The organism is Nonomuraea wenchangensis, from assembly GCF_900111685.1.
GTDB classification, from domain to species: Bacteria; Actinomycetota; Actinomycetes; order Streptosporangiales; family Streptosporangiaceae; genus Nonomuraea; species Nonomuraea wenchangensis.
The window spans coordinates 210,197-224,263 of sequence record NZ_FOHX01000011.1 but is presented as its reverse complement, the minus strand read 5'-3'; the positions used below and the strand labels follow the sequence as shown (position 1 = coordinate 224,263).

Annotated in this window: 14 protein-coding genes, 1 tRNA gene and 1 other RNA gene; 9 read left to right on the top strand and 7 right to left on the bottom strand. The window is 71.3% G+C overall.

Going from position 1 to position 14,067, the window contains the following annotated elements; all coding sequences use genetic code 11:
• Nucleotides 1-97: 97 nt before the first annotated feature.
• Together BMW85_RS30395 and BMW85_RS30390 are read right to left on the bottom strand one after the other, a co-directional pair.
• Nucleotides 98-358, bottom strand: a complete 261-nt coding sequence (locus BMW85_RS30395; protein ID WP_177240953.1) for an NUDIX domain-containing protein — start codon at nt 356-358, stop codon at nt 98-100.
• Entirely contained in the window at nt 355-1,419 is a 1,065-nt protein-coding gene (locus BMW85_RS30390; RefSeq protein WP_091088208.1) for a threonine aldolase family protein, read from the bottom strand. The genes BMW85_RS30395 and BMW85_RS30390 overlap by 4 nt, the downstream gene beginning before the upstream one ends.
• 145 nt (nt 1,420-1,564) lie before the next feature.
• On the opposite strand from BMW85_RS30390, the gene BMW85_RS30385 reads away from it, so the two are divergent.
• A complete protein-coding gene (locus BMW85_RS30385; protein ID WP_091088205.1) occupies nt 1,565-2,539 on the top strand; it encodes an NADPH:quinone oxidoreductase family protein in 975 nt (324 codons plus the stop codon).
• Between the two features lie 16 nt (nt 2,540-2,555).
• Here BMW85_RS30385 and BMW85_RS30380 read toward each other — a convergent pair whose 3' ends face one another.
• Nucleotides 2,556-3,341 (bottom strand): ArsR/SmtB family transcription factor, encoded by a 786-nt coding sequence (locus BMW85_RS30380; protein WP_091088204.1) that lies wholly within the window; start codon nt 3,339-3,341, stop codon nt 2,556-2,558.
• Nucleotides 3,342-3,534: 193 nt separating this feature from the next.
• On the opposite strand from BMW85_RS30380, the gene BMW85_RS30375 reads away from it, so the two are divergent.
• Entirely contained in the window at nt 3,535-3,801 is a 267-nt protein-coding gene (locus tag BMW85_RS30375) for a hypothetical protein (protein ID WP_091088426.1), read from the top strand.
• Nucleotides 3,802-3,815: 14 nt separating this feature from the next.
• Here the strand turns inward: BMW85_RS30375 and BMW85_RS30370 are convergent, their stop codons facing one another.
• The 3 genes from BMW85_RS30370 to BMW85_RS30360 form a co-directional block, all read right to left on the bottom strand.
• The gene (locus BMW85_RS30370; RefSeq protein ID WP_281249614.1) at nt 3,816-4,376 is read right to left on the bottom strand and encodes a DUF6461 domain-containing protein; all 561 of its coding nucleotides are present in this window, start codon (nt 4,374-4,376) and stop codon (nt 3,816-3,818) included.
• 50 nt (nt 4,377-4,426) lie between these two features.
• Nucleotides 4,427-5,236 carry a hypothetical protein gene (locus tag BMW85_RS30365; RefSeq protein WP_091088201.1) on the bottom strand — a complete coding sequence of 270 codons (810 nt, stop codon included), beginning with the start codon at nt 5,234-5,236 and terminating at the stop codon, nt 4,427-4,429.
• Between the two features lie 100 nt (nt 5,237-5,336).
• Nucleotides 5,337-5,421 (bottom strand) — tRNA-Ser (locus tag BMW85_RS30360).
• Between the two features lie 118 nt (nt 5,422-5,539).
• Between BMW85_RS30360 and ffs the strand changes: the two genes are divergently transcribed.
• Together ffs and BMW85_RS30350 are read left to right on the top strand one after the other, a co-directional pair.
• Nucleotides 5,540-5,635: signal recognition particle sRNA small type (ffs, locus tag BMW85_RS30355), an RNA gene on the top strand.
• A gap of 30 nt (nt 5,636-5,665) precedes the next feature.
• Nucleotides 5,666-8,074: a DNA polymerase III subunit gamma and tau gene (locus BMW85_RS30350; protein ID WP_091088198.1), complete on the top strand. Its 2,409-nt coding sequence runs from the start codon at nt 5,666-5,668 to the stop codon at nt 8,072-8,074.
• A gap of 15 nt (nt 8,075-8,089) precedes the next feature.
• Here the strand turns inward: BMW85_RS30350 and BMW85_RS30345 are convergent, their stop codons facing one another.
• The gene (locus tag BMW85_RS30345; protein ID WP_091088197.1) at nt 8,090-9,640 is read right to left on the bottom strand and encodes a helix-turn-helix domain-containing protein; all 1,551 of its coding nucleotides are present in this window, start codon (nt 9,638-9,640) and stop codon (nt 8,090-8,092) included.
• 428 nt (nt 9,641-10,068) lie between these two features.
• Here BMW85_RS30345 and BMW85_RS30340 point away from each other — a divergent pair, with 428 nt between their 5' ends.
• From BMW85_RS30340 to BMW85_RS30320, 5 genes are all read left to right on the top strand, one after another.
• On the top strand, nt 10,069-10,419 hold the full coding sequence (locus tag BMW85_RS30340; RefSeq protein WP_020543009.1) for a YbaB/EbfC family nucleoid-associated protein: 351 nt from the start codon (nt 10,069-10,071) through the stop codon (nt 10,417-10,419).
• Nucleotides 10,420-10,421: 2 nt separating this feature from the next.
• Nucleotides 10,422-11,021 carry a recombination mediator RecR gene (gene recR, locus BMW85_RS30335; protein ID WP_091088194.1) on the top strand — a complete coding sequence of 200 codons (600 nt, stop codon included), beginning with the start codon at nt 10,422-10,424 and terminating at the stop codon, nt 11,019-11,021.
• Entirely contained in the window at nt 11,014-11,568 is a 555-nt protein-coding gene (locus BMW85_RS30330; protein WP_091088191.1) for a DUF5063 domain-containing protein, read from the top strand. Before recR ends, BMW85_RS30330 begins: the two co-directional genes overlap by 8 nt.
• Nucleotides 11,569-11,675: 107 nt before the next feature.
• Nucleotides 11,676-12,950 (top strand): aspartate kinase, encoded by a 1,275-nt coding sequence (locus BMW85_RS30325; protein ID WP_091088188.1) that lies wholly within the window; start codon nt 11,676-11,678, stop codon nt 12,948-12,950.
• Nucleotides 12,947-14,005 carry an aspartate-semialdehyde dehydrogenase gene (locus BMW85_RS30320; RefSeq protein WP_091088185.1) on the top strand — a complete coding sequence of 353 codons (1,059 nt, stop codon included), beginning with the start codon at nt 12,947-12,949 and terminating at the stop codon, nt 14,003-14,005. The genes BMW85_RS30325 and BMW85_RS30320 overlap by 4 nt, the downstream gene beginning before the upstream one ends.
• Nucleotides 14,006-14,067: the final 62 nt, after the last annotated feature.

Here is a 14,067-nt window from a genome sequence, read left to right as displayed (position 1 = left end):
TGACCTCCGCGACCGCGTAGGCGACGAGGCCGCTATCCGGTACGCGGCTGCTTCGTCCACGCGAGGATCGTGACACCGCGGCCCCCGCCGGCGCACTTCATTTCCGCCCGCCCGGCCACCTCCAGAAGGTCACCTCGGCTCCGGGGCGGGTGAGGCAGGCGACGGCGGGCTCGCGCACGTGGGCGGCCCCATTCGCGGACAGGCGGACGACCGCCTCGGGGAACTCCCCGGTCTCCACCATGCCTCCGGGCAGGTCCCAGACCGGGGCAGGGTCGCCGGCGTTCCGCTGCCGGACCATGAGGACCTCGGCGTCCCTGCGGACCACGGCGGTGACGGCGAGCACGGACAACGCTTTCACGGGCGCCCCCTGGCGACGCGGGCCAGCACGTCGTGGATGAGGGCGACCACCTCGTCCGGGCTGAACTCCATGGCGTTCTCGCCGACGGTGACCTCGAACGCACATCGGCCCGGCTCGGACGCCGAACGTACCCGGCCCCAGAGCTGGATGCCGTGCTCGGCGAGGATCTCCTGGCCGGCCTGCTCGACGGCGCGTCGGTCGGCGGGCAGGTGGACGTGGAACAGCGGGGTCTGCGGCGGGTCGGGATGGGCGCGGGCGGCGCCGTCGGCGTTGATGGCGGCCGCGACGGCGATGGCGTGCTCGCGGTACGCGGGCATCCGGTCGGCCAGGGTGTCGAGGTGGACCAGCGCCGCGAGCGCGAGCGGCCACGCGTCGCCGATGCCGCCGCCGAGCCGCTGCCGCCACACCGCCGCCACGTTCACCGTGGCCGCGTCGGAGGCGAGCACCGCGCCGCGTACGCCTTGCAGGCTCTTGTAGAGGGAGACGTAGACGGTGTCGAACAGGGCGGCGATCTCGTCGAACGGCCGCCGGTAATAGCTCTGGGCCTCCCACAGGCGGGCGCCGTCCAGGTGTGTGGCGGCGCCGGCGGCGCGGACGAGCGCGGTCTGCTCGCACAGGTCGTCCCACTCGGGCAGCAGTCCGCCGAGGTCGCGCTGCGGCAGCTCCCAGACGACCGCCGCCGGCGGCTCGCCGACCGCCGCCGCCAGGTCCTTCGCGGTCATCAGCTCGTACGGGTCGCCGGCCCGGCGCAACGTCAGGCCGTGTACGGCGTTGTAGCCCTGCTCCTCCCACACGTCCAGGTGCGTCTGGGGGTGGGCGGCGAACGTACGACGGCCGCGCCGATCGGCGTGCACGCGCAGCGCGGCCTGCTGGGCCATGGTGCCGCTGGGGAAGAACAGCGCGCTCTCCTTGCCGAGCAGTCCGGCCAGCCGCCGTTCCAGCACCGCGACGGGGCCTTCCGGGCCGTCGGCCGGGGTGTCGTCGTCCACCAGGGCCAGCATCCGCTCCAGCATCACGCGGGGCCGGCGCCGGTTCGGCGCGTGCAGGAACAGCGACCGCATGGGACTCTCCCTCTGTTATTGCGAATAATGTGCAACAAGCAGCATAGAGAGCCATAGAGAGCCATAGGGGGCCGGGCGCGGCCTCGCCTCGGTGCGTTAGCTTGCCATCCACGCGGCGACATCGACAGAGAGGCGGGAGCCGGCCATGCGCGCTCTCCTGTGCACCGACACCAGTGATCTGACGAGCCTGGCCGTGCAGGAGGTGCCCGACCCGTCACCGGGTCCTGGCCAGGTGCTCGTGGACGTGCGGGCGGCGTCGGTGGACTTCGTCGACACCCTCATCGCGACGGGCGTCTACCAGATCCCGGTGCCGGTGCCGTACGTCCCGGGCAACAACGTGGCCGGCGTCGTGGCGGCCGTGGGGCCGGGCTGCTCGCGGTTCGCGGTGGGCGAGCGTGTCCACGGGATGGCGTTCATCGGGGCGTTCGCCGAACGCGTCTGCGTGGCCGAGGCCCAGTTGCGGCCCACGCCCGCCGGGCTGTCGCCGGAGCTGGCGTGCCTGACGGGGAGCACGTACCGCACGGCGTACGACGCGCTGGTGTCCACCGCGCGCATCGAGCCGGGGGAGGACCTGGTGATCCTCGGCGCCTCCGGCGCGGTCGGGTCGGCGGCCATCGGGATCGGCAAGTCCCTGGGCGCCCGGGTGATCGCCTGCGCGGCCGGCGCCGCGAAGCTGGAGTTCTGCCGGGACCTGGGCGCCGACGAGCTGGTCGACTACAGCGGCGGCGATCTCAAGCGCGCGCTCAAGGAGCTGTGCCCGAAGGGCGCCGGGGTCGTGCTCGACATGGTCGGGGGTCCGTTCTCCGAGCCGGCGCTGCGCGCGACCGGGTACGGCGGCCGGTTCGTCGTCGTCGGGTTCGCCACGGGCGAGATCGCGCGCGTCCCGCTCAACCTCGTCCTGCTGAAGGGCTCGACGGTGATGGGCTACGAGATCGGCGACTTCGAGCGCCACCACTCCGACGAGGCGGAGGCCAACCGCCGGGCCCTGGAGGCCCTGCTCACGGACGGCACGCTCAAACCGCCCGTCACCGGCCGTTACCGCCTCGACCAGGCGGCCGAGGCGATGAGGACCGTCGCGGGACGCGCGAAGCTCGGCCTGACGGTCCTGGACCTGACCTGAGCAAGGCCGCCGCTGGTCAGCCGGGCAGAGGGGCGCCGGTCTCGATGAGGGTCTTGAGCCCGGCGATCACCTCGGGCCACCCCACGCTGACCATCTGCGCCGCGGTGCTGCCGGAGTCGAAGCCGTCGTGGACGACGGTGAGCCTGACCTTCTCGCCGACCGGCTCGATCTCGAACGTGACCTTCGACCGCCGCTCACCGGCCAGCTTGACGAGGAGCTCCTCGTCCCACCCGAACCGCTGCGCGAGCTCCGGCGTGAAGGTGTGCCAGGTGTACGACAGCCGGCGGTAGGGCTCGGACTCCAGGACGACCTGCTCGGGATCGCTGATCACCACACCGTGGTTGTCCCAGGTCATCTCGGACCCGGGCGCCCAGTCGGTCTTGAACGTCGTCGCCCAGTAGCGCTCGGTGAAGGCGGGGTCGGTCAGCGCCTGCCACAGTCGTTCGGGCGTGGTGCCGATGTAGGTCGTGTACACGAACTCGGGCTTTTCCATCGGGGTCTCCTCCAGAACTCTCTTCAGATCAGCCAGGGCGTCGACCCGGGCCTGGTCGTAACGGCTGATCCAGCGTTCGGTGATCTCGCTGATGGGCGCGGCGTTGAGATAGTGCAGCTTCTCCCGGCCCCGCCACACGGTGGTCACCAGGTTGGCCGCCTCCAGCACCGCCAGATGCTTGCTCACCGACTGCCGCGCCATGTCCAGCCCGGCGCACAGCTCGCGCAGGGTCTGCCCGTTACGGGCGTTGAGACTGTCGAGCAGCCGCCGGCGGCTGGCGTCGGCCAGTGCCTTGAATACCTCGTCCATCCCGCCACTCCAGATACGCAGCCGTTCGGCTGCCTTTTACCTTAGGCAGCCGCCGGGCTGCATGTCAATACGCGCTGAGAGAGCAGGATGAGAAGAAGAACGGAGCCGGAAGACAGCAAGGGGGCCTATTTGATCCGGGCTTGCCGTGCCCGCTGAAGACAAGGTTGTCGCAGCGACCCAGCACACTTTTTCTGTGACCAGAGATCGGCCCGGACGTATCAGCCCCGGCGACATCTACGAAGACTGCTCTTTCCACCCCGTACTCTGCACCTTCAACGATGGCGATCAGATCGAGGGGATTTCCCTGATCGACGCCTCCATGCCACGCGCCTGCTCCCTCGCCTTCTGCGGAGTGATCAAACTGTCCATCGACGACGTCGTCGCGGCGCGCACCGACTGGCCTGCCTATGTCGATCGACGCAAGGCCGAGTTCGAGCAGGAATCCGGCTCAGAAGCTTGACGAAGCTCCTGGTGTTACAGCGGTTCCGCGCCGAGGAACCGCAGGTTCCGCAGGTCCGTAGAGAGCGACAGGCCGGTGATGCTGCTCGCCAAGGCGAACGAACTTTCCAACGGGTGGTCGATCCCCGGTCCATCGATGTCGTGGTCGGGATCCAGCCCGACCTCGTGCATCTTCAAGACGAAGCGGTCCGGATCACTGCCCGATCGCTCTTCTGGGTACATCGGGTCGAACGAGACGACCAGCGTGCCGTCGACGATGTAGGCGAAGGTGTCGTCGGCGTATTCGTGGCAGCAGACCGACACGACCTCGGTTCCTCGCGAGACCCGGGCGTAGATCGTGTCGTCAACGGCCATTCGCCATCCCCCCGGCTCGATGACCACGGTCCAGTCATCGACTTGGGCGGCTCCGATGTGACCGGCCGAGTCGTCCCTCATGCTCTCCCCCGAGCGAAGGTCCACCTCGCCGAATGTCACCCCTTCTTCCATGGTCTCCTCGTCCGGGCCGAACCGGCGGAGGGCTTCCTCCGGCGGAAGATCGCGGACGAAGGACACGCACCTTGAGTGCGTGAGCGGCATAGTCGCAGCAAGGCCCGACAAACGGCTTCGAAGGCGCGCAGCACTCCGGCTCAGATCCAGAGGTACAGACCCTGACCGGCGCGTACGACCGGGTCCAGCCAGTCGAAGAACTCCTCCACCTCCAAGATCGGCAACGAAGGCAGGCTGCGTTTGAAGGCGCTCGGCACCGTACGGCTGAACTCAAGCGCGGCCTGGTCCAGCGGTACGCGGTGCCGCGTCACCGCCTCTTGGCGCTCCTGCTGCCCGGGCGTCGCCCTGTCGTCGCCGGCGGCGCGTGGCGGCGGGCCGGGGGCGGGTACGACGGGCGGGGGCGGCAGGGCGAGCACGTGGCGGCGGGCCTCGATGAAGGCGGGTTTGCGGGTCCAGGCGTTGGTGCGGTCCTCGGTGGCCCGTGCTGTCGCGAGGAGATCGGCCTGGGCTTCGGCGAGCAGGCGGCTCGTTTCCCATGTACGCAGCCGGTCGTGATAGTGGCGGAACCCGCCGGCGGTCGTCTCGGCGTGCCAGTGTCGCCATCGGACCGACCACTCCGCCAACTCGTCGGGGAGGAGTGTCGCCCAGGCCGCATTCCGCCATTCGGGCGGAAAGATGGGGTTGATGCCGATGACGAAGACCCGGTGGGGGTTGTCCAAGTCGACGACCAGCAGCGAGCGCAGCCGCTGGTCGACGTCGCGCCACCGGGCGAGGGCTGTGTCGTGGTCGATCTCTTCTTCCGGCGGGTTCGTCTCGTCAGGAGCGGCGGTGCGGTGCGTGCGGCCGAGTGCGTAGGCCAAGCGCGTATGGGCGCGTGCCAGCCGTGTGAGCTTGCCGAGGTCCTCCCGCGCGACGTCGCTCACGGCCGCAGGCGCCCAGTCCGTGCCCATGGTCCGCCATCGTAATTTGGCCGAGGGATTGAGGGCCGGAAACAGCAAAGGGGCCGACTTGGATGGGGTCGGCCCCTTTGCACACTGCCTCAACCAGGCGCGGAGGATGGGGGATTTGAACCCCCGATAGGTTGCCCTATACACGCTTTCCAAGCGTGCGCCCTCGGCCACTAGGCGAATCCTCCGCCGACGAGCTTACAGGACTTCCAGCGGTGTCCAGACCACCTTTTACGCGTTGGTTGCCCAAGGCTCGTGCGAGGGCCGGAGGTGGAGCGAGCACTGCCGGGTCCGGCTAGACTGTCCTAGGACCCCTCGCGCGGCGTCATCCTGTGAACCTCCCCAGGGCCGGAAGGCAGCAAGGATAAGCGGGCTCTGGCGGGTGTGCGGGGGGTCTCTTCGTTGGAGCCCCCTCGCAGGCGGGATGGTCGCATGAGCCTTGCGCTTTATCGCAAGTACCGGCCCGGGACCTTCGCGGAGGTCAAGGGTCAGGAACACGTCACCGACCCGCTGCGGCAGGCACTCCGTACCGGCCGCGTCAACCACGCCTACCTGTTCAGCGGCCCGCGCGGCTGCGGCAAGACCTCCAGCGCCCGCATCCTGGCGCGTTCGCTCAACTGCGAGCAGGGCCCGACCCCCGACCCGTGCGGCGTCTGCGAGTCCTGCGTCGCCCTCGCCCCCACCGGCCCCGGCCACCTCGACGTCATCGAGATCGACGCCGCCTCCCACGGCGGCGTGGACGACGCGCGCGACCTGCGCGAGCGGGCGTTCTTCGCCCCCGTCTCCGCGCGTTTCAAGATCTACATCATCGACGAGGCGCACATGGTGACCCGCGAGGGGTTCAACGCGCTGCTCAAGCTCGTCGAGGAGCCTCCGCCGCACCTGAAGTTCATCTTCGCGACGACCGAGCCGGAGAAGGTCATCGGCACGATCAAGTCGCGTACGCACCACTATCCGTTCCGGCTGATGCCGCCCGCGACGCTGCGCGCGCTGCTGGAGGAGATCCTCACCTCCGAGAGCGTCCCGTTCGAGCCGGCCGCGCTGCCGCTCGTCGTACGGGCCGGGGCCGGGTCAGCGCGCGACTCGCTGTCCATCCTCGACCAGCTCCTCGCCGGGGCCGAGGAGGACGGCATCACCTACGCCAAGGCCGTCTCGCTGCTCGGCTACACCGACGGCGACCTGCTCGACGAGGTCGTCAACGCGTTCGCTGCGCGTGACGGCGGCAAGGTGTTCCAGGCGGTCAACCGGGTCATCGAGGGCGGCCACGACCCGCGCCGCTTCGCCGCCGACCTGCTCGAACGCTTCCGTGACCTGGTGATCCTGGCGAACGTCCCCGAGGCGGCCACCAGCGGCCTGCTCGACCGGCCGGCGGACGAGCTGGAGCGGCTCGTGCAGCAGGCCGCGTCCATGGGGCCCGCCGAGCTGACCCGGGCCGCCGAGGTGTTCAACGCCGGGCTGACCGAGATGCGCGGTGCCACGTCGCCGCGGCTGCTGCTGGAGTTGATGTGCGCCCGGGTGCTGCTGCCGGGGGCCGCGCAAGGGGAGGCGGCGCTGCTGGCCCGCCTCGAACGTCTTGAGCGTGGCGGCACCGTCGCCGCCATGGCCGCCCGCGCCACCGCCGCGCCCGGCGTCCCGCTCACTCCCGCGCCCGGCGTCGCTCCCAGTGCCTCACCCACCGCCCCGGCCGGCGTCGCCGGTGGGGGTGCCGGTGGGGTCGTGATTCCGCGGCCTGGGGCGGCTTCCGCGCGCCTCGCCGCCGCGGGGCCTGCCTCCGGCGGTGGTTCCGCTGCTCCGGCCCCTGACGGGCCGCAGGTCGACGCCTCTCCGGACCAGGCCGCTACGCCCTCGGCGTCCACGGGTGGCGGGGCTTCGGCTGGTGACCAGAGTTCCGCCGCGGCGGACGACTGGCCAGAGCCGGCTCGTCCCGGCGCACCGGCCGCCGCGCCCGCTCCGGCGGCTCCGCCTGCCCCGTCCGCTCAGGCCGTGCCCGCGGCAGGCGGACAGGCCGGGGCCGGGTTGGGGGTCATGCAGCAGCAGTGGCCGGCCGTGCTGGCGGCGCTCAAGCAGCGCAGCATCGTGGTCTGGGCCAACGTGAGCACCAACGCCCAGGTGGCGGGCGTCGAGGGCAACGTGGTCACCCTGGGGTTCAGCCAGGTCGGCGCGATGAAGAACTTCACGGGCGGAGGCAAGGACGCCGTCGTGGCCAGCGCGCTGAGCGACGTGCTCGGCGGGACCTGGCGGGTGGAGGCGGTCGTGGGGAACGGGCCGCCGCCGTCGTCGTCGCCCGGGCGCGGTGGCGGGCGTCCGCCCGCGCAGCCGGCGTACAACCCGCCGCCCGCGCCCAACGTCCAGAGCCCTCCTCCCGCCACGCAGGGCGGCGGGGCGGGGCACCAGGGCCGCACTTCCTCGCACGCCGGCTCCCAGGACGACCAGGGGGCTCAGGACCCCGGGCAGCCTCCGGCGGCGGCCGTCGCGGTCATCGCTCCCGCGCGTCCCACCACGGACGAGTCCTGGCCCGACGCCCCGGACGACCCCGGCCCGAGCCTGCCGCCGTCGCCGGACCCGACGCGTACGGTGCCGGTCGGCGCCATGCCGAGCGCCGGTCTGGCCGCCGCCCGTTCGGCGGCCAAGGCGGCCGCCCAGGCCGGTCCCCGGTCGCCGGGGGGCCGGGGCGGAGCGGCCGCCTGGCCGGACGCCGTCCCCGGACGCGCCAAGGGGCCGGACGCGGACGAGGTCGATCCGCTGAACGACGCGGACGCCGACGTGGACGCGGTCACAGGCATGGCGCTCCTGGAACGCGAGCTGGGCGCCCGCGTGATCGGCGAGATCGACCACACCTGACGTGACCTGGCCTCCTCAGGGGAGGAGGCGGGTGCGGGCGGCGGCGGCGCGGGCGTCGGTGGGGTGGAGCGCGGCGAGGCGTTCGAGGATCTCGTAGTCGTCGCGGCCGTTGCACGTCTGCGCGTACGCCCACAGGTGCTCCGGCGAGCCGTGGCGGAGGAGGCAGGCGCGGACCTGGGCTTCGAGCTCGTCCCGTTCGCGGCGGATCTCGGGCGACTCGGAGCGCGGCAGGAGGGGCCCCTTGTAGGCGCGGGCCAGCGCCGCCGCGTCCCTGGTGGCCAGGCTGCGGCGCAGGAGGAGGAAGTCGGCCTCCACCGGGCAGGCCAGCCGGTAGGGCTTGGCGGAGATGGCCTTGCCGAGCTGTGCCCGCAGCCGGTGGATCTCGGCCCGGATGGTCACCGGGTTGCCCGCGTCGCCGTACACGTGGAACGACAGTTGCTCGGCCGTCAGCCCGTGGGGGTGGAGCGCGAGGAGAGCCAGGATCTCGGCGTGGCGGAGCGACAGGGTGCGGTCGTGGTCGCCGAACGTGACGGACGGCACGCCCTCGCCGAGGAACGACAGCGTGAGCGTGGCCGGCGCGGCGGCCGGGACGGTGCGGAGGAGGTAGCCGTCGGAGAACGGCTCCAGTACGGCCATGCTGCCGTCGCGCAGGATCATGCGCTGCCCGGACGGCCTCGGGCGCTCGCCGGCGGAGGCGGGCGGCCGGAGCAGGCCGGGCCCGCCGCTGGGCCCGCCGCCGGGGCCGCCCCCGAGGAGGCGGTCCGAGAGGGCGGGCGTCGAGGGCGGCGCGGTGTCGTCCCAGAGGGGGACGCGCTCCCCGAGCCGCCCGCCGGGATCGCCGGAGATGACCCGGCCCGTGGGGGAGAGCAGGACGCCTGGCCGTACCCGCAGCGACTCGTAGCGCCGCCGCAGCCGCTCGTCGCGCTCGTGCATGCGCAGCGCGAGCTGGCTCTCGGTGAGCTGGGCCGCCGCCCCGACGAGGGCGACCGTGGCCGGGTGGAGCGAGCGGGAGACGCCGCTGACGTCGACGCAGCCGATGATCCGGCCGGAGTCGGGGTCGGTGATCGGGGCCCCGCTGCACGACCACACGCGCAGCACCCGCATCAGGTGCTCCTCCGAGTAGACGTGCACAGGACGGCCGGCGGCGAGGGCGGTGCCGATGCCGTTGGTGCCGACCGCGGGCTCGACCCACTCGTGCCCGTCGGACAGCCCGATCTGGTCGGCGCGGCGCAGGACCGCGGCGCCGCCGTCGCGCCACAGCACCCGGCCCTGCCCGTCGGTGACGATCATGATGTGGCCGGTCCCGCCGATCAGGCCGGAGAGGGTGGTGGCGAGCAGCGGCAGCAGGGGGTGCAGCGGGTGGGCGCGGCGGATGTCGTCGAGGTGGGCGGGGTCGTAGACGAGGGGCGCGCCGCCGGCCTCGATGTCGACCCCGGCGGCCAGGGAGCGGCGCCAGGAGTCGCGGATGAGGTCGCGGGGCGGGTGCGGCCAGACCCGTCCGGTGGCCGCGGCTTCGTGGGCCCCGCGGAGAAGGCGGGAGTAAGCGTCGAGAGGGGTGTAACTCATCGGTCACTCCAAGTAGTCACATAGAGCATCCGCCTTACGGCCGGGCAACGCAACCCGATCGGGGGTCGCTGAGGGTGTCCGGACGAGCGCAACGTGTGTGCAACGTCGGCTCGCCTAACGTTCTGGCCCGACGCGTCGGCGTGGTGCGGCCGCTCCGCCGGCGTGATGGCCGGGTCTCGGACACTGGAGGGGGGCCGGGATCCGGCCAATAACACCAAGGATCACACCTATGGCAGGTGCGACATCGCTTCCACGGCAGGGCGTGCGGCACGGCGAACAGGCCGTCCAGAACGGGCGGTCCACCCGCCCCGGTCACGGCCCGCGGACGGCCGCTGCCGAAACATGGGGCGTCCCGCAGTGCATGTCGCCGCCCAAACACCGTAGGCTCGTGGCAGTCACGAACGCGGAGCCACGAGGAGCGCACGACGGTGAACCCAGGGGATGTCAACCTGCAGCAGCTGCTGGAGCAGGCCCAGCTCATGCAGCAGCAGCTCGTGAGCGCCCAGCAGGAGCTCAACGACGCGCAGATCGAGGGCTCATCCGGCGGTGGCCTGGTGACGGCCGTCGTCAACGGATCGGGCGAGCTGCTGGAGCTGAAGATCGACCCGAGCGTGATCGACGCCGCCGACCCGCAGGACACGGCCGACACGATCGCCGACCTGGTGATCGCGGCGGTCCGCGACGCCGTGCGCGCGGCGGCCGACCTGCAGCAGGAGAAGCTCGGCCCGCTGGCGCAGGGGCTGGGCGGCGGCGGCCTCGGACAGTTGCCAGGGTTCTAGGCATGTACGAAGGGGTCGTCCAAAACCTGATCGACGAGCTGGGCCTGCTGCCCGGCGTCGGTCCCAAGAGCGCGCAGCGGATCGCGTTCCACCTGCTCGCGGCCGATCCAGCCGACGTCAAGCGGCTGGCGCACGCGCTGCTGGAGGTCAAGGAGAAGACCCGCTTCTGCCGGGTGTGCGGCAACGTGGCCTCCGAGGAGGAGTGCCGCATCTGCCGCGACGCGCGCCGCGACACGCACGTGATCTGCGTGGTCGAGGAGCCGAAGGACGTCGTGGCGATCGAGAAGACGCGCGAGTTCCGCGGCACCTACCACGTGCTCGGCGGCGCGATCAGCCCGATCGACGGCATCGGCCCCGACGACCTGCGCATCCGCGAGCTCATGACCCGCCTGGCCGACGGCCGGGTGACCGAGCTCATCCTCGCCACCGACCCCAATCTCGAGGGTGAGGCGACGGCGACCTACCTCGCCCGTCTGGTCAAGCCGATGGGCATCAAAGTGACACGACTGGCCAGCGGGCTGCCCGTCGGCGGCGATCTCGAGTACGCCGACGAGGTGACCTTGGGCCGCGCGTTCGAAGGACGGAGGCTGCTGGATGTCTGACGAGTGGAGCACGCTCGCCGAGGAGATCTCCAGGCACGCGCAGGATTACGTGGACGGGCTGACCAGGGTCGCCGGCGGGGAGGCCGGCGACGCCATCTGGTCGCTGCTGCTGGTCGAGGTCGCTCAGGTGAGCCTCGCGGGCGCCAAGCTCGGCGCCAACCGGGACGTCATCCTCTCCGGCAACTACGAGCCGCCGATGAGCGAGGACCCCGACATCGACGGCGTGCGCACGGCGCTGGCCGAGCGGCTCGGGCCGGTGGACGACTACGCGGAGGTGTTCGACCCGTACAAGGACACGGGCGTCACCCCCTACCGGCTGTCCGACGACCTGACCGCGGTGGCCGCCGACCTCATCCACGGCCTGCGGCACTTCCGCGCCGGGCGGCCGCACGAGGCGCTGTGGTGGTGGCAGTACTCCTACTTCAACACCTGGGGCAACCACGCGGGCGCGGCGATGCGGGCGCTGCAGGCGCTGGCCGCGCACTCGCGCCTCGACGTGGCGGAGGAGTCGACCCTCGACGCCGCGGGCGAGGCGACCACGGTCTGAAAGGCCCGCAGCGCAGGGCATACCGGTCCACATAGTGGTATGACACAGCAAGAACATGAGACGACCCAAGTAGACTGGCAGCTCAAAGTCCGAACCGGGAGACTCTCGTGGCGCTCGTTGTGCAAAAGTACGGTGGTTCGTCCGTCGCCGACGCGTCCTGCATCAAGCGGGTCGCGCAGCGGATCGTCGCGACGAAAAAAGCCGGCAACGACGTGGTCGTGATCGTCTCCGCGATGGGTGACACGACGGACGAGCTGCTCGACCTGGCCGAGCAGGTGTCGCCGCTGCCTCCGGGCCGCGAGCTCGACATGCTGCTGACCTCGGGCGAGCGCATCTCGATGGCCCTGCTGGCGATGGCGATCGCCAACCTCGGCCACGAGGCCCGCTCGTTCACCGGCTCGCAGGCCGGTGTGATCACCGACTCCACGCACGGCAAGGCGCGCATCATCGACGTGACGCCCGGCCGCATACAGGAGGCGATCGCCCAGGGCCACATCGCGATCGTGGCCGGGTTCCAGGGCGTGTCGCAGAACACCAAGGACATCACCACGCTGGGCCGCGGCGGCTCGGACACCACGGCGGTGGCGCTCGCGGCGGCGCTCGACGCCGACGTGTGCGAGATCTACACCGACGTGGACGGCGTCTTCACCGCCGACCCGCGCATCGTGCCCCCGGCCCGCAAGATCCCCAGGATCTCGTACGACGAGATGATGGAGATGGCCGCCTGCGGCGCGAAGATCCTGCACCTGCGGTGCGTCGAGTACGCCCGCCGCTTCGACCTGCCGATCCACGTCCGGAGCTCTTTCAGCACGCAGGAAGGGACGTGGGTCGTCTCCGACCCTTACACCGAAGGAACCGAGATGGAGCAGCCGATCATCTCCGGCGTCGCACACGACCGGAGCGAGGCCAAGATCACTGTTGTCGGGGTGCCCGACAAGGTCGGCGAGGCTGCCTTCATCTTCAAAACGCTGGCCGACGCCGAGATCAACATCGACATGATCGTCCAGAACGTCTCGGCCGCGGCCACGGGTCGCACGGACATCTCGTTCACGCTGCCCACCGCCGACGCCCAGACGGCGCTGAGCGCGCTGACGAAGATCCAGTCGCGCATCGGGTTCGAGTCGCTGCTCTTCGACGACCAGATCGGGAAGGTGTCGCTGATCGGCGCGGGCATGCGCTCGCACCCCGGCGTCACGGCGACGTTCTTCGCGGCGATCGCCGACGCGGGGGTCAACATCGAGATGATCTCGACGTCCGAGATCCGCATCTCAGTGGTCGTCGAGCAGGACGGCGTCGACGCGGCCGTGGCGGCCGCGCACCGCGCCTTCGATCTCGACGCCGACCAGGTCGAAGCAACGGTGTACGGAGGTACTGGACGATGAGCAGGCCCAATCTGGCGCTGATCGGCGCGACCGGCGCCGTGGGCACGGTCATGCGCGACATCGTGTCGACCCGCGAGGACATCTGGGGCGAGATCCGTCTCGTCGCCTCCCCGCGCTCGGCCGGCAAGGTGCTCCAGGTGCGCGGCGAGGACGTCGTGGTGCAGGCGCTCGCGCCCGAGGTGTTCGACGGCATCGACATCGCCATCTTCGACGTGCCCGACGAGGTGTCGGCCGTGTGGGTGCCGATCGCGGCCGAGCGCGGCGCGATCGCCATCGACAAGTCCGGCACGTTCCGGATGGACCCCGACGTGCCGCTGGTGGTGCCCGAGGTCAACCCGCTCGACGCCCGCCGGCGTCCGCGGGGCATCATCTCCACGCCCAACTGCACGACGCTGTCGATGATGGCGGCGATGGGCGCGCTGCACGCCGAGTACACCCTGACCGAGCTGGTCGTGGCCTCCTACCAGGCGGTCTCGGGCGCGGGCGTGGCCGGCTCGGCCCGCCTGTACGACGAGGTCGAGGCGCTGGCCGGCGACCGCGCGATCGGCCAGGTGGCCGGCGACGTGCGTAAGGCGCTGGCCAACAAGCTTCCGGAGGACTCGCCGTTCCCGGCGCCGATCGCGTTCAACGTGGTGCCGTGGGCCGGCTCGCTCAAGGACGACGGCTGGGCCTCCGAGGAGCTCAAGCTCCGCAACGAGTCCCGCAAGATCCTCGGCATCCCCGACCTCAAGGTCTCGGCGACCTGCGTCCGGGTGCCGGTGATCACCACGCACTCGCTGGCCGTGCACGCGCGCTTCGAGCGCCCGATCACGGTCGCCGAGGCGCACCGCGTGCTGGAGGCGGCGCCGACCGTGGTCCTCATGGACGACCCGGCCAACGGCGTCTACCCGACGCCGCTCGACGTGGTGGGCAACGACCCGACGTACGTCGGCCGGGTCCGCCAGGCGATCGACTTCCCCAACACGCTCGACCTGTTCGTGTGCGGTGACAACCTGCGCAAGGGCGCCGCGCTCAACGCGGCCGAGATCGCCGAGCTGGTCGCGAGCGAGCTGTAGACCGGCTGGTCGCACTTCAGAAGTGGACGTCGCACGATCGGTGCGGCGTCCACTTCTCTTTT